The sequence below is a fragment of the Nitratireductor sp. WH36-1 genome, assembly GCF_058725515.1.
Map to the genome: position 1 here is coordinate 2,693,266 of NZ_CM178970.1, position 20,517 is coordinate 2,713,782.

The following is a 20,517-nucleotide window of genomic DNA, read 5'->3' on the forward strand; positions in this document are numbered from 1 at the left end:
ATCAGCGCCGCTGTGCGGCAACATGAAGCCTACGTTGTGAAACGTCCCAACCTTGACCGGCACCAGCACCTTGCGCGTACATTTTTATTTCAAACGTGTGAACACCGGCGGTAGGAGTCATCCAAACGAATTCTCTCTGAAACGGTGAGCGTTCCGATTTGTCAGTGAGAAGAAAATTCCCATCAACGAAAAAGTTAAACACGGGGATGAAATTCAGATTGCTTGTCTGCGCTGTGAAAATGCAGCGAACGAACAAAGCGTCAGCGGGAACATCAAGCGTTACGGTTTGCACGGTTGTTTGTGCGAATGAAACGCTTATGCCACCCGCCGTATAGGCGCTATTTGTGACGTTGATCGCATCGCCTGCAAGCTTGAGCGTATCAACTGACAGGTTGGCAATCTTGGCACTGGTAATCGAAGCGTCGGCAATCTGGGCTGTTCCAATGGAAACGTTGGTGATCTTCGCCCAATCGACATAGAGCTGATCTGCGTAGAGCGCACCATTCTGAATGACGACTGGCCTGAAGTTGTCAGATCCATCTGTAAACACGAACTGGTCAGCCAGCGCCGCAAACCGCGTTGGATCAAGCTCATTCGAGGGGACGTCCAAGAACCACGAGGCAGAACGCCACGCCCCTGCCCCGCCAACGCGCGCTTGCGCACCAATGCGGGATGAGTACCCGGAAGGGCCAGCTGACACTTCCATGCGGAAGTTTCCGTCCGCCGAAACATCATTCACGGTTGCCGTGACGGCGGTGATCGCGTTGGAGTTGGCTGCTACCTTCCCATTCACCTCGGAAATTTCAGCCGAAAAGAGTGTGGTCACTCCCGCGATGCTCGTATCAATCTTTGCGTTGAGCTGCACAAGCTGTTGCGAGATAGCCGAACTTGGCCCCGTAGCAACAAAGATTGCTTCATTCCATGAAGCCTCCGCATTGCCATAGGTCGACGCTAATTCACGTCGCAAACGCTGGACGTTGCCATACTGCTGATCAAAGTCAGCCATGTCCTTCGTGGCATTGTCCAGACCGCGCTCGATTTCCTCGCGCGTGTTGTAATTCAGCCATTCAGAAGCATCGTTCACCAACTCGCCTACGGCCTCATAATCAACCGCAGTGTCTGTGTTTGGCTGGTTGAGCGTCACCACAGCCTTCGGGTTCGACCAAGCGACAGGCCGCTGCGGGCTGGTAATCAGCCGCGTGCGCACCTGGTACTCGGTGTCCGAAACAACGCCTTCCGTCAGGACGGCAATCGTCTCATCCGAAGGCTTTGACATGCTGGCGCGGGACTTGGGCTCGTCAGTCGGCCACCATTCCAGTTCAACGCCGACGACCGTCACATCATCGATGCTATCCCAGACCGCCTGAATTGCCGGCATGAGCTTGGTGCCAGAGCCGGCCGTCACACCGGCAAGCTTGAGGTTCTGCACCTCTTGCTGATAGACAGGCTTGCCCGGAGGATACGGGACCACGGGAACCGGAACCGTCACGGCATCATAGATCGATGAATCACGCTGCTGGAGCGCCAACCGCACATTGCGCGGGCCTCTATTGTCCAGCGAATACAGCGTGGACTCCGTCACCAGATAGGTGAGCGTGCCATAGCGGGCGCTCTGCCAGACAATCCAGTCGCCGGCCTTGAGCCCTCGCCAGCGCGGCCGCAACGCAAGTTCTGCCGTCGCCTCCAACCGGTTTTCGGCGGCATAGATCGAGGCAAGCTGCTTGGCCTGCCTTGCGCTCATGACCGTGGGGAAATCCATAGCCAGATCACGCGTGCGCCGGTCCACGACAATCTCACTGTCGAGCACAATGGACTCATAACCCACCATCGACCAGAGCTGACTGGGATCGGGATGCGTGCCAGAAATCGAGTTGACCAGCTCCGACATGGACCGCTTGGCCTGCCAGCGCACGGGCTCGCCCACTACAAGGTCGTCATCCGTGATGGTCGCCACCACGGGCTGGGCCGCGCCAATCATCGGCCAAGAGCCGTCCGGCGCATCAATCACCACGCCGCCGCAGGACTTCATGAGCGACTGGATGTTGTCGCCGTGCGTGGCGGTGCAATCCAGCATAATCGAGCAGCGATAGCGCTTCTCGCCTTCAACCACTTCATCGCAGACGTTCGCCGCCGCCGTGAACTTGTCTAGCGGCAAGTCGCTCGGCTGCATCTCCATGCCGCAGAACAAGTCGCCGTTGACCGCAAGGCCGCGTCGGTAGTTGTACTCGATCACGATTGGGTTGTCGGTCCACTCGTGGGTGGAGAAGTCATTCCAGCGATGCGGGCCGCTGCCGCCGACAGTGTCATCCTTGCGCCAGTCATAAAGCGGCGCGCCTTTCAGCTCGAAGAACACATCGGGCATGCCGACCGTCTTTTCGCGGTCGTATTTCGCCTTCACGATCACATAGGCATTGCCGACGCCAACGCAGCTTGTGCCCCATCGCCCTGTCGGATTGGCATTGTCGACAAGGTCAGGCTCGGCCCCGGTCTGCGTCCCGTCGATGAACTTGATCCACGCCAGTCCCGCATATTCGCCGGACGTGACCTGGCGAAAGCCATTGGCCTGCGGCGCGTCGAGCGTCACCCACTCGCCGTTGATCGCCACGCGCTCAAGGCTGGTGCATGGATAATCCGAGAGCTGATAAACGTCCTGCAGCCAGCCATTGTCGTTGCCAAACGTGTTGACGTGGACCTCATGCCCGGCGATGCCGACCAGACCGCACGCCACCTGTCGCGGCACGTCCGCGCCATACTCGGTCTGGATCTTGACGCCAGCCGGCTCCGGTGCCTGCTGCTTGCGCTTCATCAGCGCGGACGCAGCAAGGTTCAGACCAATGCCAATCGCCAGCTTGCCGATGAAGCCAAGGCCACCGATGAAAGACGCGACTGCGCCAACAGCACTGACGACAGCGCCAATGGCAGCACCAATAAACGGCATGAGATACCCTCCGCGCTGCGCAGGGCGCAGGCGTTGCAGATGTCTGGATTGTGGTGGTGGTGCTGGACTCCCATCATCCGGTCTGCTTGGATGGCAGATCAGCCGGGGAGGGAAACTATGTCACCTGAAACGATGCGTACGATGGCGGGCCATACCGCCTATCTCTGCCTCATCGCAGAGCTTTCAAAGGCGGGCCTTATCGACATCGCAAGCCTTGCCGATCAGATTGAGGCAATAGGCGAGAGGCATGGAAGAGAGAACAAGCAATACGGCGATCTTATCGTGGAGATCGGTCGGAGCGTTCGGTCGGTCGATCCGTTAGCGCCTCCAATGCCCGGCTGAGCGCCGAATTAGGTTCAGTCGCAACCACGATCTTGTCGGCATAGCTTGCCGAGAGCCTATTCTGGTCCGTCATTCTCGATCTCCAACCTGAAACGCCGTCTTCACTTCGGTGGCCGGCAGAAACTCCACAGAGCGCTCGCCACGGGTGGCAAATCCGATGGATGTAAAGACACCCCCGGATATGACGCCATGGCGCTCCACGACGCCCAAATCGCCGCGCTGGGCCATCAGGCGGCCAATCTCTGGCAAGCGAGCGCGGAACGCATCCTCGACGGTTTCAAAGCCGCGCTTGCGAAGCTGGCGGCCAGCGCCGGCCTCAGTCTTGTAGCGGACGCCTTCGTAAAGCGGCTTGCCCGTGATGGCCTCGAAGGCATTGGCCGGGATCAGATAGCAATCCGACACGCCGAACTCGCTCGGCAGCGCCATGTGCTTTTCGATCACCTCATTGAGGCGCTTTTCCCAATCTGGAACGAGCTTCAACTAAACCTCCCGAAGAAGTCATCGACGGCATCTTTCAACCATCCATCGAGCTTGATTGCCGCCCTCTTGGCCGACTTCCGCGCCCTGCCCCAGAAAATTTCTTCTCGGCCGGTCGTCGCCGCGTTCACATAGAAGTTGTCGCCCTCAACACGGCGATACTGGTCTGCCATGTTGCGCTTGCGGCCGTTCGTGCGGGTGTAGTCCAACGCGCGCGTCTCGCAGTCCGCAATGAGCTTGTAACCCTCTTCCGGGTCTTCCTCGTGCGAAAGCTGATCGATGTAGCCGCGCCGCAGCGCCTCGACATGAAGGAGCGCCCCGGTGTCCGGATGGAAGAAGGCATCATAGATGGTGACGGGCCGGTCGCGGTAATCCTCCGCCTCGATGGTCTTCAGGACATCAGGCGTAAGTCCATCGTCGGGCGACTCCGCAAGCTCAATCGTGAACTGCCGTGCCGTGGTTCCCATGCCGCCGGGCAGGTCAGAAACCTTGATCACGCCACCCGGCTGGTAGGTCAGGCCATTCCATTCAATCGGCTGATCCGACTTCGCAAAGCCATAGGTTCCTGTGCCGAACTGGAACTTCATCAGACCGCGAATGGAAATGCGGCCTTCGTCCAGAAGATCTTGGACAATCGTCGGGTAGGCCATCACATCACCCGCTGATAGGCAGTGAACGAGATCTGCGACGGCCCGCCGATGGTCTCTTCGCTCCAGCTCTGCCAGTCGAGAATGAACTTCGCCACAGGCAACCACAGGCGGGCTACAGCGGCGTTCGTGAATATTCCGGTGTGCAGGTGCGGAGAAACCGTTACGGTGGCCTCTGCGCCCGCCGCTGCGGCATCCTCGACAACCTCGTAATATCCACGCGCCTCGCCTTCTTCGAGCCCGATGCGATCACCCACCCTGAACTGATAGGCAGGCGGAAGACCATCCAGACCGAGCTCGCCCGACAGACCAACGCTGGTAACGATGGCGGTCCCATCCCATCCGCTCGAGATGTCACCCGGGGTTCTTGCTGCCGGATAGGCCAAAGGCGGATTGCGTGTGATGTCGTGCGCGATAAACTGGCGAAGGCCGCCGCGCAGACTGTTCTTCCACGCCGTCCATGCGCGGCGCTCAGCATCCCAGAGCGGCATCGTTTCCGCCTCAAATATCCAAGCAGGGTCCACCACCTGGGACATATTGAGCTTGGCGCCGGAATGAGACGCGGACGATGCAACCGGATCGACTAGCCGGATCGTGCCGCGCGTCAGATTGTAGTCAGGTAGCGGGCGGGGAAAGATGATCGCCATTATGCCGCGTTCCTCTTCCTCGCCTGCGCCTGTGCGGCAAGCCATCGCTGATAATTGCCCTTGTCGTACTCCTTCAGTGCCTGGGTGACCTGCCGGCGGGTTTCTTCCGGATTTGCACTGTTGCTCGCGTCGATGTTGTAGGTCGGAGCGTAGGTGTTCTGCGAAGGCGCGCTTGCTCCCTTCGGGGCCGAAACGCCCAGCCGACCATCAGGCCCGCGCTTGAGGGGCATGATCGCTTCCGGCCCCGCCTCGCCCATCACGCCAGACCTGCCGCCCGACATCGGGAACATGGTTGCGCTGGACACAACACCGCCATTGGCAAACGGGATGACGTTGCCCTGCGAGAAGGCGTTGCCCTTCGCGTTGAACAACCATCCCATAATGCCGCCGATGATGCCGCCACCACCGCCGCCACCAAGGCCGCCCAGATTGCTGAAAAGACCGTTGATCAGGCTGTCGGTTGCGAGCTCGATCAGCTTGTCACCGATGCGGCCAAGAACGCCCAGCGCCGCATCCCCGAACGATTTCCAGATCCCCTTGCCCTGCTCAAGCCCGGACCTGAAGTCGTTGAAGAAGCCCGACACCGTGCTTTTCGCGAAGTCATAGGCCGATTTGAGCTTGCTCGTTTCGGCTTCGGTCTCTGCCATCGTCTGCGCGAGACCGGTCAACTCCGCTTTCTGCCCCGCCGTCAGCTTGATGTTGTCGTTTGCAGCCTTGTTCAAAAGCTCCTGCTCATAGCGCAGGGCGTTTGCGGCCTCTTCCGTCATGCCGAGCGTGGACGCTTCCAACTTCTGCTGCTCGATGAACTCCTGAGCCCCGCGAACAAGATCGGAGTAAGACTCGCGGGCTTTCTCCGCAGCCTTTTCCGACGCCGAACCCGCGGCATTTGCAGATGGAACCACCTTATTCAGTTGGTCGATCAGCTTTTGAACCTCGGTCGTGGCGTCTTCCGCGCTACTCTGGGCCGCGCCATCAGAGCCAAACAGACCGCCGAGAGGATCGCTTCCCATGATGCCCTTGATGCGTGCCGCATGTTCAGCGTTGGCCTTGCTGAAATCGTCGGCGGCCGGGTTGTCAAAGCGGCCCAGGCTCACCTCGTCAAATTCGGGAATCGTCAGGTTCCAGCCCAGCGTATCCCGGACGAATGCGCTATTGCCGCCGAAGAAGTTCACGACCGCATTTGCCCCGGCGATGATCTTGTTGAAGCCGTCAAGAGCGCGATTCACCATCCACTCGATGCCGGCGACAAAGCCGTTTGCAGCACCATAAGCCGCAGCTTCAATCATCGTCGGGAACTGGTCCCAGATGAACTGAATATCCGCGTATGCCGCCCGGAACGCATTGATGATGAAGTTGCCGACCGTCTTGAAGACGCCGACGACATCAACGCCGAACACCTCGGATATCTTGTCCCGGAACTCATAGGCAGCGACAATCGCTGACGTGATGGCGACAAGCAGGAAGCCGATGGGGTTGGCCATCATCGCGGCCGTGATCGCCTTCATGCCGAAGACGACCGCGCCGACGAACGTTCCGAAGCCCGTTACCAAGAAAGACATGATCGCCGGGCCGAAGGCAACAAGCATCGCCGCACCCGCCACCTTTGCCAGGCTCGCGACGGTTCCCATATTGTCGGCCACCGCCTTCAGCACGGGTGTCAAGACGGTACCCAGCGCCCCGCCTGCCTTCAGGATTTCAGCCGTGATCGCAGACCAGATGCGCCCCGCCTGAAAGCCGGGAGAATTCGCCATCTTGTCAAAGGCATCCTGCGTGGCGCCGGCCTTGTCCGCCATTTGCTCCAAGATCGCGGTAAAGTCGTTGCCCGCCTGCCCTGAAAGGGCCATGACGGGGACAAGGGCCTCAACGCCGCCAAACAGCTGCGCCAGAACCTCCGTCGAGCCGCCACTTTTCTGGACAAGCTGATCGAGGAAGCCGGCGAAGCCCTGCGCCTGCAGACCGGAAGCGCTGAACTCAAGGCCAAGTTGTTTTGCCATCTTGGTTGCTTCCGCGGTCGGCTTCGCCACGGCGGCGAGGATTGCCCGGACGCCGGTGACAGCTTCCTGCGTGGAAATACCGCCTTTGGTCAGCGCCGCAATGGAGCCCGTCAGCTCATCGAAGCCAACGCCCGTCTGCGCGGCGAGCGGCGCGACCTTGCCGAGCGACGATGCCAGTTCGCCAATCGTCGTCTTGCCCGCCCTCATGGCAACGAACATGGCATCAGAAACCGATGCGGCTCCCTCAACCTGATCGCCATAGGCGTTCATAACGCTGGTGAGGCCGTCCGCAGCCGTCGCAACGGTGGTTACGCCACCCACCGCAAGCTTATTGGCCGCCGTGAGGATGTCCGTCGCCTCCGCTGCGTCAGATGCGCCGGCAGAAATGATCTGGTATAGTGCCTTGGCCTGCCCTGCAGCGCTGCCACCGAAAGCCGCCGACTGCTCAATTGCGGACTGCGCCAACCTGTCCATGTCAAAGGTCGCGGTATCAACCAGCGTGGACACTTCCGCCAAGGCATCTTGAAACTCAAAGATCGGCCGCGTGGAGAATGCTGCGAGAGCTGCGGCGCCGAACGCGATGATCTTGCCTTTTGCCAGGTCGTATGCGCGCGCCATATTGGTGGCTGACCGGGCAGCGTTGTCATTGGCCGCCCGCGCCGCAGCGCCCGCCTTTGTGGTCGAGTTGCCCCAATCCTTCGCCGCACGCTCGGCAGCTCCAGCGGCAGCCGGCATCTTGCGCAGTTCGTCATTCGCCTGCTTCAGCTCGCGGGAGTCGGCACGAAAGCCGAGTGCTGCAACTTCCATGTCGGCTTCCTCTTCAATCCTATCCGAACAGAGCCTTGAACAGGCTGGGCGTCATCGGGCGACTGGAGACCGCCTGACGCTTCTTCGGCTTCCCGTCTTCATCAGGCTCGTGGAATTCGATGAATGCCCTATCCATGGCCTTGATGCCTGAAACGAGATCATCGAACGCATCGCCCCGATATCCGAACCGGCGCGCATAGGCGTCGATAGAGGCGAACGGGACTGGCCCGGCCCCCATTGATACTTGACGATCCCCTGAGAGTGCCCAGAAGGCAGACAGGAGATCATCACTTCCCGGCGGCGCAGGTGGCGGAACCAGATAATCCGGAACCGCCTGCCCTGCTTGTTCGTGGGCGTCGATCAGCCCTTCGACTTTGCTTCCCCATTCGAGCTGCCAGAGGACGATTTCGGCAAGGGCTTTCCCCGCGCTTCCTTGTCCTCCATGAGGCCCTTGTCGACCACCTGGGCAGCCCATGCGACAGCATCGGCAAATGCCGAGAAGTCGGGATCGGTCAGCCAGTCCTTGGCAAGCGCCCGGTCGAAGGCAAGCGGTTCGCCCTCATTGGTGAAGCCATCCCAATCGAGAAGCACCGCCTCGTGCATGGTCTCGCCCATGATGCGCATGGCGACAGAGGGTTTCAGCGAACCGTCGCGCTCGCGGTCGTCACGAGGAACGGCGCGCTCCTTGCGGGACCGGATCGCGATGACGGTCGGGCTGGAGAAGCCGCGCACCTTCAGCTTCACATCGCCCATGCCGGGGATGTCAGCCACCCACTGGCCGGCCTCTGCGTTGGCGCTGTCGCGCTTCAGCGATTTGATTTCCATTCTGGATTACTCCTGCTTACGGCGTACCGGGGACGGCATCGACGTTGACGACATTCGAATTGATCTCGATGGTTGCGTTGAGATTGCGGATCGTGTTGGCCTCGCCGCCGGCCTCGTTCGAGCTCATCGCCAGACCGACGAAATAACTCATGGATGGAGCCGAACCCGTGCCGCCCGGATCGTCGTTGTGCTCGATCTTGAAGGCATAGTTCTGCTTGTTCGCGCCGGCTGCCGCAGCAATGAGCGCTTCCTGACCGGGATCGCCGGGGATCACCGCAAAGACGTTCTCCATCGAACCAGCGTTCGTGGTGCCCTTCTGTTTGATGTCGCGGCCACGGTTAATCAGCGACGTGGTGATGAGCGCGGCCGTATCGCCGACACTGCCCATCTGGGACCAGCCGTCGATTTCCACCCACGTTTCGCCGGAGAAATCCGCCTCAACGAAGTCAGATGCCTGGAGTGCCTTCACGCCGCCGATGAACAGCTTCATACCGGCGACAGGGAAAAGATCGCCTGCCATTGTTCATTCCTATCGATGTCTGAAAGCCCTTGCCGAAGGGGCGAGAACGGCGGTCAGCCCGAAAGCCGATTACGGATAGACATGCCAGCGGATGCTCACAGGAACCAGCATCCATGCCTTTTCCTGAAGGGGCGCGGCAATGTCGGGATCGCTCATGATCCAGATGACGATCCCGGCTTCCCTGATCTTGGTGCCGCGAGCGAAGTGCTGACCGATCTGGGCGGCAAGGTCCGTCGCCTTCACGATGCCCTGCCCCTCCGGCCAGAAGACCGATGCCTGAAAGATGCCGAGGCGTTCGGGCTCCTTGCCGAAAGTAATCATTCGTTGGATCGGTGTATTCGGGATCACGAAAAGCTCAACGTGTGGCTTACCCGGATCCGGCGTAAAGCTGATGCCAGGATATGCAATGCGAACGCCAGCAGGCAGCGCCATCGTGCTGAAGTGGGCAATCAACGCCTCGGCGATAGCGCCTTCCGTTGTCTCTGCCATGGTGCTAGGCTCCCGCCAATGTCCAAGCCCCTTTCAGACAATCGAGCGCATGACCTCCTGACCGAAGCGCGCCGCATTCTTGGCGATGCACCGGGGGAGACCACGCGCGCCGACACCGCGCTACAGGCGGCACGGCGGACGTTGACTGGACTGGCTTTTGCTTTGCTTGTTGCTTCCGAAAAAGGTTCGGACGAAGTGTCCGGTGTTATAGACCCAGACGGGTCTTGAGTTCCGCCGTGACGCGCGCCACGACCTGCGGCCATTGCTGCGCCGCCGTCCTTACAAATGCATCAGGCGCTTGGCCCCTCGCCCCAAACTCACGATGGGCGGCATAGGCTGCGGTATAGCCGAGGAATATCGTGTCACCGAGATCCGCCCCCGCAATCACCGCCGTTATCTCTGCCCCTGAATAGGCATAGCTCTGCCCCGGCTCCGGCTTTGCGGATTTGTTGATGGGCGGAATGTGCGATGTGGACGCCATGAGAGAACTGCGCAGGAAGCCCGTATCAACTCTGAGCCTTCCACCCTCGCCGCGCGCCGCCTGTGCGATAGAGACCAACTCTTGCACCGACTGCTTGAAGATCGCCTCGTTGGCACCGCGGACCTTCTTCGTCCACGCTGCCACTTGGGCTTCAAAGCTCTGTGCCATTACGCTGCCCTGTTATCGCGCACAACACGGGCGAGGAAATCCACCTTGGTCTCCAGCCAGCACCGGCAATTCACATGCTCGGACGCCGGGGCCATAGGATCGCCCGGATACCGGATGGATGCTCCTGACGGGCTGGTAAAAGTGCCGTTCAGAGGAACCGACTTCTTGTTCAGCGCCCGGTGAGTGTCGCGCGTTCTGCCGTCCGGCGTTGCGTGCCAGATCTTCACCACGTCCCGAACGTCGATCTTTCCGGCGTCAATCTGCTGCTGGATCGCATCGACCTTTGCCATGTTCAATGCCGTCATGGTTTCGGATCGGGCGATGGTCTCGCCGCGTAGTTCAAGCAATCTATCGGAATACCGACCGACGATCTTGGAAACCGTGTCCTGATCGAGCGCGGCCTCATCCCTGATTGCCTTCGCCACAGTCCGGTCAAACCGCTTGTCGCGCCGGCCGCGCGTGAAATAGTTCCTCATCTGCGCTGGGTCACCGGACAGAAGCTCACGGCGGGCATTTGCGACATACTGCTCCTGTGGCCCGGAAAGACCAATGATGCCGCCCTGTCGCCGGTTGCTGCCCCGCTGGACACGCCCAATCACATCGAGCGCGGTCTGACGGGGGTTGAGCCCCTGCGAGAGACCGTCTGTCAGATGGCGGCGGACAGCTTCGCGCTGCTCCTGCGCGATGCGGGTGATGAGTGTCGAGGAATGGCTCGACAGCACTTCCTCAGCTGCCAAGTTGCGCACACCGAAGCGGAAGACAACGCGGCTCCCCTCCGGGTCTCGGACCATCGGAAGATTGTCGACCGTCGCTTGCCCGCCGTCATTGTAGGCATCCAGAATGGCCCGATCCAGACGACCGAAGGCTTCCGGCTCAATCTGGAATGCGCGAATGGCGCCGTTGATGTCGCCGCGCTCCAGACGCTCCACGACCACGCGCAGGGTCACCGTGTTGCGGATGCTGTCGACCGCCGCCATGAACGCTTCACGGATGAGCGGTTCATGGTGCTGGATGAGGGCTTCAATAAGCTGCCGATCAGTGAGCCGGGTCATTACAACCTCGCTTGAGCCGTCCACATGACCACGGTGCCGCCCGGATTGAGCGGTTCCACATGGATGATGGAGAGAACATTCCCGCCGATGACCAGACGATCAGCCGCGGTCGGGGCGTCCGCGCTGGCCGGGTTGTCTGGCAGCGCCGGGATTGAAACGCCCTCGGTGGAAATCAGGGCCTTTCGGTCATTCTGCTCGACCAGCGAGCTCTCGCGCTCCTTGAGCGTGTATTCCGTCACGACCAGCGTGCAGGGATAGTCGATGTCCTGAAATTCGGGGTTCCAGTCGGTCCCGCCGATCTTGGTCTTTCGGCGGATTGCGCCGGCCTGACCGAACTTCTTGATCAGACGGGCGGCAGTGGCCCGCGACTTGGCGTAGTTGAAGCCGGTCATTCTCTTCCACCAGGAATCGATGCTACGAACATCTCGCATTCACCTTTTTAGATATGTCCAATATGACTATGACCGCTGTAATATGCTGCCGCTAAACAATTGAGGGCCAAATGAAGACCAATTTCGCCTGTGCAACGCTTGTTGCATTTCTCGCATTGCTCTCTGCAGCAAGCGCTCAATCATCCAATGAGCTTGAGAAACGACATGTTAGAGTGAAAGCCTTAGGGAGTATGCTGGGTGTGGCGGAGAAATGTGGGCAGCGTCACGATGTCAATCTGTTTGGCCACCTGTTAGACGACATCTACAACGCCACGGACATTGTCGCGATTGCGAATGAGGCGAACCGCGCCAAGGAAACCTTGGATCGCGCTACCCCTGCAACGATCACGACCACTTGCAAGCTGTTCAGACATTCAGTTGTGCGCGACAAATCCACGTTTGATATCCCATAATTCGCCTCGACCAATTTTGCCCGTACACGGCAGCGGCTCCTATTCTCTTATTGTCTTGCGACAGTTCCCGATAAGACACTCGCTCGCGATGCCATCAGCCCACGCAATAGGCCATCAACGGCGGTCACCATCGGCAACACGTCAGAAACGCCGCCGGTCCCATCCTTGTAGGTGACAGAAAGCGGGCCAACCTGCTCCTGCTTTACGCCTTCAGCCGGCACATAGTCGGGCGAAAGGCTGTTTGGCTCCGTCGCTTCCCGCCACGCGGCTTCACTGGCGGCGTTCTTGACCTTCTGGGGTATCGCTTCACTCGGAAGCACCTCACCGCGATACACGGCGTCCTGACGAGGCCATTCAAGCGCCTGATCGAAAGTCGATGCCTTGCCGATGAAGCGCGCGCCATAGGTGCCATCGAGCCAAGCCGTGCCACGACGCAAGGCCTGCTCGAGCTCATCATCAGCTATGCCGCTGTAATCCCGCCCGATGCTGTCCCAATAGGCCTTTGCTTCGACCAGGGTGGGATAGCTATCTGCCGCCGGATCGCCGGGAGTGGTGTTAAGAGCCATCATTGATGCCTTTTTCCGGTTAAGCGCGCCGTTCCCGCTCCAGATCGCGCAGGGCGGCGAGATCTTCCAGCGCGTCTTCTGCATTGAACTCAACGTTCATCGCGACCAGGTCGGCCTCGATCTCACGGCGGGTCAGGCCATTGGTAGCCTCTTCTTCCTGATCGGCCGGCATGTTGAGCGCGTTGAATGCTTCGATCAGCTTTTCACGGCCCAGCTTGTGGTGTGGTGCCTTGCCTGTCGCTTCCTTGATCGCGGCCCGGAGCTGGTCGTCGCTGAAGCCGGCGCCGCTGTCCGTGCCCAGTTCGATCTCCTGCCCACCGCCTTCGATCTCGTCAGCACCCTTCGGCTTGAAGCGCGCATCGATGATCCTGAAGCCCTTGGCGAGCAGTTCGGCCTTCTTCTTCGCCGACACCGGATGCTTCACGTATGCAATCTGACGCTCTTTCGTCATGGTTCTTTCTCCTGAAAAGCGGGAAGGAAAAGGGCGAGCCGTGGCCCGCCCCAATCGCTTACTGGGCAGCGTCTGCGATGGTCACGACGCCTGCGGTGTGCTTCACGCTGGAAGCCGTGCGGTCCCAGTTCGCACCGGTCGCAAGCGCCGCATCCGAGGGAGACTTGCCGCCGCTGGCCTCATCCCAGGTGTAGCCCTTGAGGCCGACACCGAAGGTGTAGTCCATCTGCAGGGTGGTCTCGATCCGTTCCTTGCCGTTGGCGGTCTCGATGTTGGTGATGACATCGCCACCATCCATGACCGTTGCAGCGCCCTCGGAGAGAGACAGCACCTTGAGCTTGTTCGGCGTGCCGGCCTCGTAGAGCGCCGGAGCATCCGTCACCACGACAGCCTTGCCGAGAATATCCACGACGCGGACGTTCTGGGCCTGAAAGAGCTGCTGCGTGTTGGTGAGGTTGTTGCCGATCAGCTTGTGATAGGCGCTACCGTTCATCACCTGGGCGATCAGATTGCCGGAGTGATCGCCGAACTTCGCATGCGCGTCGTTCATCGCAGTGTAGGAGATGCCGCCGGTACCAGACACGTCATTGGTCGCGTCCGCCTGATTGGAGATTGCGGCCACAAGCACGGCAACCGCCGTATTGAGCTGGTCGGCCATCAGCGCTTCCGCGAAGTTGCGGGATGCAACCTCGATGCCCTCGGCAGTCGGCTTGTTCAGCCAGGTCATCTGCGAAGGCTCATAGCGGATCGGGCCGAAGCCGCCCGCGATCTTCACCGAGGAATGCTTGACCTGAGTCAGATCGGTCGCAGCCTGCGCACCATTGGTCGTGTAGCGATCAACACGACGCTGCGCCGAATGGATCGACGCAAAGAACGACTCCTGCATGAAATCGCCGTCGAAGCCCTCGGTGGTGAGACGGATCGAGCCGTTGGAAGCGGCGTTGAACTTCGCCACCATCTGATCCAGCGTCTCGATAATCGCCGGCATGAAGTACTTGTTGAACACCTGCATCTGGGAAAGAGACATGGAGAACTCCTATTGTGTGTCTCGGGAATGTTGGGGTGGTTGGGCTTCCCGCCCGGTTGGTGCCGCTTCTCATCCCGAGACAGCAGCAAAGGAGTTGAGGGCGCTCAGCCCTTCAATTCAGGGAACTTGGCGGCGATTGCCGCTGCTCGCTCTTCGCGGGTGCCGCCGAAGTTTCCACGTTGCGGAGCATTGCCGCCGCCGGCCCCGGGCTGCTTTCCGCTGCCGGACTGGCCGGAACCTTCGAAGGCGCGCCCAAAGGCATCGGAACCCTTCATCTCTGCGACAAGGCCAGCGATATCCATGGGAGTGCCCTTGGCATCCGCGATCTTCGCGTTGCCGTCCTTATCGACAACCTCGACAGCAAACTTACCGTCAACCTCTTTGACGCGCGTATGAGAGCGCACATGCGGCAGAAGGAGTTCAACCGAACCCTTTGCCTCGGCCAGTGCAGACGTTGCAGCCGCATCGATAAGCAGGCCTTCGACCGTTTTGGTTAGATGGCCGATACGCTCATCGCGTGAGGTGATTTCACCGTTGTGCTTCTCCAGAAGCTGCGCTTTGGCCGCTTCAACCTTCGCGTTGGCGATCTTGTCGGCTTCCTTCTCCGGATCGAGCTTCTTAAGCTCTTCCAGCTCTTCCAGAGCAGCGCGAGCCCTGTCCGGGTCAATGTCCTTGAACTTCACGATCTGCTTTTCGAGGTTTTCCCGCGTCGTGCGCTCTTTCCCGAGAGCGGTTTTGAGGCCGTTCACGTCTTCCAGAGCAAAACCGTCCACGCCTTCCACATCGAGCAAGAACTTTCCGTCCTTCTCAACATAAAGGGCCTTGGTTGCGTCATCGATGCCGTCAAGAGATTCCAGAATTGCCTTGAGTGCCATGTTATCCATCCCGGATTTGAGTTGAGGGCTTCCCGCCCATAAAAAAAGCCGCCCGGTACATCCGAAGCGGCCTTGTGAATTCAGATTGTCCTTTGGTTCATTCCAACGGATCAGACGGCGGCATGGCGGCGATCAGATCGTCCTCAGCATCATCGCCGGGGAGTTCCTTTATCAGTCGCCTCTCCTCTTCTTCCCCGTCGAATTCAGGCGACAGGATGCTCCGACGCTTCATTTCCTGCCAGAGCGTCTGCGTACTCAACGTGCCGCGCTCATTCATGGTCAGGAGCGTGTCAGGCGCTTTGTCATCGCCAAGCTCAACCGCAAAGTCCGTGTTCACATAGACGGTAGGCTCGAGCTTGACGTTCAACCACATCGCCGTGAAGACATAGGCGCGCTCCAGGCAGTCCTTGAGCATGAACGCCCAAGCCTGAACGGCGCTGGCGGACTTCTGAGATGCGAACGCGGCCGCAACCTGGGTGATCCCGCTTGTGCCGGCCGTCAGCGGCTGCCGCCCCAGTTCACGCATCTGTGCTTCCGTCTTGTCCACCTCCTCCGAAAGGAACTTGAGCGATGTGGCCGATGGCTCAATGAACTGCCACTGCCCGCTTCGCGCGCCGTCCTGCGACGGCGGTGCATACAAGACGACCGATGGGCCGATCGGTGCCATGACCGGCTTGCCTTCCTCATCGACCGGCGGTTCGACGCCGTTGCCCGCAAGCATCGGGAACGCCGTCAGTTCCTTGGCCGATTTGAGATTGGTTTCTTGCTGATAATGCTCGACCTGCAGCTCGGCGACGTTCCGCATCGGGGGGCGAATGCGCCATTTGGTTCCTTCGCGCCGTCCGGTGAAGAATGGCACCAAAGCGATGACGCCAATCGAGATCGAACCCTGTTCAATCAGGCTCCAGCTAGCATTCTTCTGGGTGCCTTCCTCCCAGATTTCATACCGAGCCGGTCCATATTGACCGCCTTCCAGCTCGTCGCGGGTCAGGACCCGGACACGGTCGATGCGCTTTTCCTTGCCGGCGCTGTCGCGCTGAGTGACGGGCTCGTAGATCTTGGCATAGGTGAACTCTTCCTTGCCGTTGATGACCTTGCTTTCCACCCAGAGCATGTCGGCAGCAGGGATGCGCACCCAATAGGGCCGCGCGCCCATACGCTTCTCATCCGCGAGCGTGGCCCCCTGCGGCACGGTCGGGTAATCGACCAAAATCCAATCAATGGCATTGTGAATGCCATTGAAGAACACCGAGTCCGCGAAGACATGCAGGTGGTTCCCGCCGCCATCGACATCCTCCGTGATGACCTTGATCGGCTCCGGCACCGCGTCATTAGCAAGCGCCACTTCCTTCGAGAACGGCTTTGACGCCAGGTTCTCCACGATGTCCGAATAGATGTCGGTGAACTTCGAGTTCTCGAGGCGATAAGCGTAGTTTGGATCGCTTTCGTTCGGGAACTGCGGCAGGAAGGTTTTCCCGGCCTTCCGCATCTCGTCAACGCCACCACGGATTGCGGCCACCTTCGTCCAGTAGCCCTGCATCGCCTGATAGTCGGCTGACGTAGCCAGATGATCTGTATCAGCCATTGATCCGTCCCGATGTTCCAAAGAGTGCGGTTCGTCTCTGGCTTGTCGCCAGTTCGTTGAATGCCCGTGACGACGCGTCCACGATGTCTTTCAGCTTGCCCGCCGGGAACACCTCCACTTCGTCAAGGAACATGTCGTTCCATGCGCCTTCGAGGATATCGACGTTCCCCGCCTCGCATTGAGCGGCCAACGGCTCGGCTCTCGTCACCTTGTCCCCGCTTTCAGGCGTGGCGCTGACCACATGGCCGGCGAGCATTGCCACAAGCTGCTGCGCCTGATCCTTGCCGGCTTGACCTGGGTCTTTTGGGAGCGAGACGCGGCAGCGCGCGCCGTTCGCATCGTCCAGATCAGCCGTATTGCCGATCAGGGTGCGAACACGTGCGGGCGAAGCATGCTCAGCCACGCAATGCGCGATGACGAAACGTCCGTCAGGCATTTGCCCGATCTTCACGCCCGCCGTTCGCGCCGCATCCGGATTGTCATCCGTTGCCGCCAAGTCCCAGCCCCGGACGAACCGCGTTCCCGCAGGAATGGCCTTGATGGGCTTGAAATAGCTCCGTTTGAACAAGCCACCGCCACGCGGTGCCGGGCGCTGCTGGTTCTGCCCCGCATGCCCCACGGACCCGAGAGAAACCTTGTCGCGCTCGACCACGGTGCGAGGGAAGCGCTCCTCGAAGAGCAGCTCCCCTTCAGTCGTTCGCCGGTCCTGCCGATAGACAGTCTTGGTCTCGGCCTTGTCGACGTATTCTTTCCGCCCTTCGGGAACCTCGGAGCCTTCCAGATACCAGACCTGCTTGAGCGCATCGTAGCGCCCCTCGACGGGATCGGCATCCATGTGGCTCGGCTTGACCACGGTGTAACAGCACCGGTCGAGCTCGAACTCCATCGGGAGCATCAAGTGCTCGTAGCCAAGGTTCTTTGCCAGCGCGATACCGGTCGTGTCGCCTTCGTGCAGGCGCTGCATGACCAGAACAATGGCTGACATCTCAGGATCGCTGAGACGGTTCGGCACCGCCTCCAGAAACGTCTCCTGCGCATTCAGGCGCTCAGCATCCGACTTGGCCTGATCCACCGACAGCGGGTCATCGATGATCACCCGGTCGCCGCGCTCGCCCGTCAGCGATTTGAAGGCCATTGCGGCCCGGAAGCCGGACTTGTCGTTCTCGAACTTCAGCGTCGAGTTCTGATCTGGCATCAGATCGAAGTTCTGGCCCCACCTGTCTTTGAACCAGTCTGACTGCACCAGCCGGCGCGCCTTGATGTTGTCGCGCTTGGCAAGGCTCTCCTTGTAGGAGGTCGCCAGTGTCCGCAGGTGGGGCTTGTTGAGCGGCCCCCATTCCCAGGTCGGCCAGAAGACGCCGACCGCCAGCGACTTCATGGTGCCCGGCGGCACGTTGATGATCAGTCGGTTGATCTGGTCATTGGTGACTGCACCGAGATGATCCGAGATCGCATCGATATGCCAGCCATGGCGATACGCCCTGCCCGGCTCCAGAACATGCCATGCACCGCGAATATAGGCCGACAGCGACACACCGGCCGCCTCCGCCTCTGCATCAATCGTCCGGTTCGCTTCCCGCGTCTGCCGCTGCGCCCTGATCGCTTCCAATAAGCCCGAGCTTCTGGAGAACGGGATATGCTGCTTCGAGAGCGGCAAGTTCATCGTCGTTCAGCCCATCCAGATGCTTTGCGGTGATCGTGACAACCTGAACCGTGCCGGAAAGGTGATGCTTGGCGGCAGCGTGACTGCCCTGCATCTTGTTTGCCTCGCCAATGGCTGAGATCGCCACACGCGGGTCTGCCTCATTGGTGCGGTCATGGATCGACTTCAGGCTCGAAAGCCTCTCAGCGGCGCTCCATTCGGCTTTCTCGGCTGCTTTGCCCTGAAGCTCAGACACTCTACGCTGCACGTTCACATTTGTTGACAAGCGCGATGCGGCAGATCGGCTTTCCTTGTACCCCGCTGAGACATACGCCTCCGATGCCGACAGCCCCTTCGCCAACCCCTGCGCGAAGGCTTCATGCTTGGCGTTTTTCAGGACGGGCATGTCAGGGCCTCAAATGGCTTAAGACATAAGCGCTGCTTGTTAGCTTGCACCTAATGTGATCTTCTATTCTTGGGATTAAAGGGGGGGGGTATAATGGCGATTTCCAAAAAGAGAATTGCTCTTTTGCGAGAGCTCGAAAACATACTCGGCTCGAAATGCTATAACTCAAACATTCAAAACTGGGGTCCAAACGGCGTTTTTTATGGAGAAGGGCGCAGCTTTAGGTACCCAATCTCATTTTATGAAGACGGCGAAATTCGAAAGGGATCTTATTATTTCGAGCACCTATCGAACCAGAAAATTATGAGCGGTTGCTATCGTTTTGGTGCGAATGAACTGCTCGTCATGCGCGCCTTGGACCAAATCGTTAAACACCTTGAGAAGAAGTACGACTTCAAGGTCTAGCAGCTCTCGAAACTGGTGGTGCCTTCTCCGCAGAGAATCGAACCTTCTGCTTCCCGAATGTCGTCATAGCTGTGGTCGCGCGGCTCCTGATCCGCCGTACCCTTGGCGAACACCACCAGATCGCAATCAGCAATCTCCCGCTGGGCGCGCCGGTCCCAACCACGATGGATGAAGTCGGGCGGGCCAAAGGCCCTCACCGCTGAGTGGTATTCCTCGCCACGGAAGCCGACGAAGTGAGTGCATGCCCTCACCATGACGCGTGCCCCTGGCTTGCTGCAGTTTTCCAATCACCGGCTTGGACATTGCCCACTGCCTGAACAGAGAACGCGACCGGCGCGAACTTTCCGATAGGGCTTCGCCTTGCCTGACCGGGCAGCGGCCACCATGCGCAGCCTTGGCCGCGAAAGCCATAGACGGCACGATAGACCCGGCCCGACGACATCTTGAGATCAGCGACCGTTCCATATCGGATGTCGCGGGCCTCGATGACCGGCTGCCACTGCATGCCATGTCTCCACATACGAGAAGCCCCAGCGCAAGGCCGGGGCGTTCTGATCCATTCTCTTCTGAAGCAACGATCACCACCGTGAGCATTTGTCGCAGTGGGCGAGCATTTGTTCGCCGTTTATTAGGCTATGTTGCGCCACACCTAATAAACACAGGAACTTAAACCTATGCTGGTACTAGCATGGAGGGCAATTCTCCTTGGCTTCCTTATTGCCGGTCTGGTGCACGTAGCGGCCGCCATAACCGTGATGTTCTTCGATGATCACCATTCGATGGCCGCGACCATTGTGCGATCCATCCTGATCACCGTTATCATCGCCCCTGTGCTCTTCTACGTCCTATCGCAGAAAGGCTCACAAGAGCCGGAACGGGACGCCATCTGAAGCCTGCCAGCCCTGCTCTCGCGCCAGCTACCATTTCCGATTGAACTCGGGGTAGTGATTGCGAGACCTCAGCATGGGGGCGAGCCACCACGCCAGCGGAACGGTCAACGCGATACTGGCCACGATCACGACCGGCAACAGATATTCAGCCATCGCAAACAGCGCCGGGACTGATAGAACCAGCACGGCTCCCGCTCCGAAGAGCATGGCGTTGATCGGAAGCGCCAGCATCCCTGTCATATACGTTCGAGTGCGCATCATCACCTCCTGTGGTGGTTGGTGTGCTGCATGGAGAACGTATCGCAGAGTGCCAGGTTCCAAGTTGTGATCGATGGTTGCAGGCCAGCGAGTCGAACGCTGTAGACCCGGCTTATGAGACCGGGCGGGCTCCGAGCCTGCCTGCCTTGAGAGAATTTTAACCCGCGCTGCCCGACCATCC

General features: G+C 59.7%; 26 protein-coding genes. 4 read left to right on the forward strand and 22 right to left on the reverse strand.

From position 1 onward, the window contains the following. Position 1 precedes the first annotated feature (1 nt). Entirely contained in the window at positions 2–2,938 is a 2,937-nt protein-coding gene (locus AC4PTT_RS12780; protein WP_492161322.1) for a phage tail protein, read from the reverse strand. A gap of 117 nt (positions 2,939–3,055) precedes the next feature. Between AC4PTT_RS12780 and AC4PTT_RS12785 the strand changes: the two genes are divergently transcribed. Continuing rightward, positions 3,056–3,280 (forward strand): hypothetical protein, encoded by a 225-nt coding sequence (locus AC4PTT_RS12785; protein WP_492161323.1) that lies wholly within the window; start codon positions 3,056–3,058, stop codon positions 3,278–3,280. Between the two features lie 69 nt (positions 3,281–3,349). On the opposite strand, the gene AC4PTT_RS12790 is transcribed toward AC4PTT_RS12785, so the two are convergent. The 11 genes from AC4PTT_RS12790 to AC4PTT_RS12840 all read right to left on the reverse strand — a co-directional run bounded on the left by AC4PTT_RS12790 (position 3,350) and on the right by AC4PTT_RS12840 (position 11,779). After that, on the reverse strand, positions 3,350–3,760 hold the full coding sequence (locus tag AC4PTT_RS12790; RefSeq protein WP_492161324.1) for a DUF6950 family protein: 411 nt from the start codon (positions 3,758–3,760) through the stop codon (positions 3,350–3,352). After that, entirely contained in the window at positions 3,757–4,407 is a 651-nt protein-coding gene (locus AC4PTT_RS12795; RefSeq protein WP_206554475.1) for a baseplate hub domain-containing protein, read from the reverse strand. Before AC4PTT_RS12795 ends, AC4PTT_RS12790 begins: the two co-directional genes overlap by 4 nt. After that, complete coding sequence (locus tag AC4PTT_RS12800) at positions 4,407–5,051, reverse strand: hypothetical protein (RefSeq protein WP_492161325.1); 645 nt, start codon at positions 5,049–5,051, stop codon at positions 4,407–4,409. The genes AC4PTT_RS12795 and AC4PTT_RS12800 overlap by 1 nt, the downstream gene beginning before the upstream one ends. After that, complete coding sequence (locus AC4PTT_RS12805; RefSeq protein WP_492161326.1) at positions 5,051–7,852, reverse strand: phage tail tape measure protein; 2,802 nt, start codon at positions 7,850–7,852, stop codon at positions 5,051–5,053. The genes AC4PTT_RS12800 and AC4PTT_RS12805 overlap by 1 nt, the downstream gene beginning before the upstream one ends. A gap of 19 nt (positions 7,853–7,871) precedes the next feature. Continuing rightward, entirely contained in the window at positions 7,872–8,327 is a 456-nt protein-coding gene (locus tag AC4PTT_RS12810) for a phage tail assembly chaperone (RefSeq protein ID WP_492161327.1), read from the reverse strand. Next, a complete protein-coding gene (locus AC4PTT_RS12815) occupies positions 8,213–8,677 on the reverse strand; it encodes a phage-derived protein YdaY family protein (RefSeq protein WP_492161328.1) in 465 nt (154 codons plus the stop codon). The genes AC4PTT_RS12810 and AC4PTT_RS12815 overlap by 115 nt, the downstream gene beginning before the upstream one ends. A 16-nt stretch (positions 8,678–8,693) precedes the next feature. Continuing rightward, the gene (locus AC4PTT_RS12820; protein WP_492161329.1) at positions 8,694–9,197 is read right to left on the reverse strand and encodes a hypothetical protein; all 504 of its coding nucleotides are present in this window, start codon (positions 9,195–9,197) and stop codon (positions 8,694–8,696) included. 69 nt (positions 9,198–9,266) lie between these two features. Continuing rightward, positions 9,267–9,686, reverse strand: coding sequence for a DUF4128 domain-containing protein (locus AC4PTT_RS12825; protein ID WP_492161330.1), 420 nt, complete (start codon positions 9,684–9,686; stop codon positions 9,267–9,269). Between the two features lie 205 nt (positions 9,687–9,891). Next, positions 9,892–10,335, reverse strand: a complete 444-nt coding sequence (locus AC4PTT_RS12830) for an HK97 gp10 family phage protein (protein ID WP_420506639.1) — start codon at positions 10,333–10,335, stop codon at positions 9,892–9,894. Beyond that, a complete protein-coding gene (locus AC4PTT_RS12835; protein ID WP_492161331.1) occupies positions 10,335–11,387 on the reverse strand; it encodes a phage minor head protein in 1,053 nt (350 codons plus the stop codon). The genes AC4PTT_RS12830 and AC4PTT_RS12835 overlap by 1 nt, the downstream gene beginning before the upstream one ends. Continuing rightward, positions 11,387–11,779, reverse strand: coding sequence for a hypothetical protein (locus tag AC4PTT_RS12840; RefSeq protein WP_492161332.1), 393 nt, complete (start codon positions 11,777–11,779; stop codon positions 11,387–11,389). The genes AC4PTT_RS12835 and AC4PTT_RS12840 overlap by 1 nt, the downstream gene beginning before the upstream one ends. A 110-nt stretch (positions 11,780–11,889) precedes the next feature. On the opposite strand from AC4PTT_RS12840, the gene AC4PTT_RS12845 reads away from it, so the two are divergent. Further along, on the forward strand, positions 11,890–12,231 hold the full coding sequence (locus tag AC4PTT_RS12845) for a hypothetical protein (RefSeq protein WP_492161333.1): 342 nt from the start codon (positions 11,890–11,892) through the stop codon (positions 12,229–12,231). Positions 12,232–12,278: 47 nt separating this feature from the next. Here the strand turns inward: AC4PTT_RS12845 and AC4PTT_RS12850 are convergent, their stop codons facing one another. The 7 genes from AC4PTT_RS12850 to AC4PTT_RS12880 form a co-directional block, all read right to left on the reverse strand. Then, entirely contained in the window at positions 12,279–12,881 is a 603-nt protein-coding gene (locus AC4PTT_RS12850; protein WP_492161334.1) for a DnaT-like ssDNA-binding protein, read from the reverse strand. Next, the gene (locus AC4PTT_RS12855; protein WP_492161335.1) at positions 12,817–13,248 is read right to left on the reverse strand and encodes a hypothetical protein; all 432 of its coding nucleotides are present in this window, start codon (positions 13,246–13,248) and stop codon (positions 12,817–12,819) included. The genes AC4PTT_RS12850 and AC4PTT_RS12855 overlap by 65 nt, the downstream gene beginning before the upstream one ends. A 58-nt stretch (positions 13,249–13,306) precedes the next feature. Next, positions 13,307–14,275: a major capsid protein gene (locus AC4PTT_RS12860; RefSeq protein ID WP_492161336.1), complete on the reverse strand. Its 969-nt coding sequence runs from the start codon at positions 14,273–14,275 to the stop codon at positions 13,307–13,309. A 104-nt stretch (positions 14,276–14,379) separates the two neighbouring features. Then, positions 14,380–15,150, reverse strand: a complete 771-nt coding sequence (locus tag AC4PTT_RS12865; protein WP_492161337.1) for a hypothetical protein — start codon at positions 15,148–15,150, stop codon at positions 14,380–14,382. A gap of 97 nt (positions 15,151–15,247) precedes the next feature. Then, a complete protein-coding gene (locus AC4PTT_RS12870; protein WP_492161338.1) occupies positions 15,248–16,735 on the reverse strand; it encodes a DUF4055 domain-containing protein in 1,488 nt (495 codons plus the stop codon). Beyond that, a complete protein-coding gene (terL, locus tag AC4PTT_RS12875; protein ID WP_492161339.1) occupies positions 16,728–18,344 on the reverse strand; it encodes a phage terminase large subunit in 1,617 nt (538 codons plus the stop codon). Before terL ends, AC4PTT_RS12870 begins: the two co-directional genes overlap by 8 nt. Next, positions 18,292–18,783, reverse strand: coding sequence for a terminase small subunit (locus tag AC4PTT_RS12880; protein ID WP_492161340.1), 492 nt, complete (start codon positions 18,781–18,783; stop codon positions 18,292–18,294). The genes terL and AC4PTT_RS12880 overlap by 53 nt, the downstream gene beginning before the upstream one ends. Before the next feature lie 93 nt (positions 18,784–18,876). On the opposite strand from AC4PTT_RS12880, the gene AC4PTT_RS12885 reads away from it, so the two are divergent. Further along, on the forward strand, positions 18,877–19,188 hold the full coding sequence (locus tag AC4PTT_RS12885) for a hypothetical protein (protein ID WP_492161341.1): 312 nt from the start codon (positions 18,877–18,879) through the stop codon (positions 19,186–19,188). On the opposite strand, the gene AC4PTT_RS12890 is transcribed toward AC4PTT_RS12885, so the two are convergent. Both AC4PTT_RS12890 and AC4PTT_RS12895 read right to left on the reverse strand, forming a co-directional pair. Continuing rightward, positions 19,185–19,385, reverse strand: a complete 201-nt coding sequence (locus tag AC4PTT_RS12890) for a hypothetical protein (protein ID WP_492161342.1) — start codon at positions 19,383–19,385, stop codon at positions 19,185–19,187. The genes AC4PTT_RS12885 and AC4PTT_RS12890 overlap by 4 nt on opposite strands. A gap of 50 nt (positions 19,386–19,435) precedes the next feature. Then, the gene (locus AC4PTT_RS12895; RefSeq protein ID WP_492161343.1) at positions 19,436–19,693 is read right to left on the reverse strand and encodes a hypothetical protein; all 258 of its coding nucleotides are present in this window, start codon (positions 19,691–19,693) and stop codon (positions 19,436–19,438) included. A 169-nt stretch (positions 19,694–19,862) separates the two neighbouring features. On the opposite strand from AC4PTT_RS12895, the gene AC4PTT_RS12900 reads away from it, so the two are divergent. Beyond that, positions 19,863–20,078: a hypothetical protein gene (locus tag AC4PTT_RS12900; RefSeq protein WP_206993632.1), complete on the forward strand. Its 216-nt coding sequence runs from the start codon at positions 19,863–19,865 to the stop codon at positions 20,076–20,078. A gap of 27 nt (positions 20,079–20,105) precedes the next feature. On the opposite strand, the gene AC4PTT_RS12905 is transcribed toward AC4PTT_RS12900, so the two are convergent. Beyond that, entirely contained in the window at positions 20,106–20,336 is a 231-nt protein-coding gene (locus AC4PTT_RS12905) for a hypothetical protein (protein WP_492161344.1), read from the reverse strand. Between the last annotated feature and the right edge of the window lie 181 nt (positions 20,337–20,517).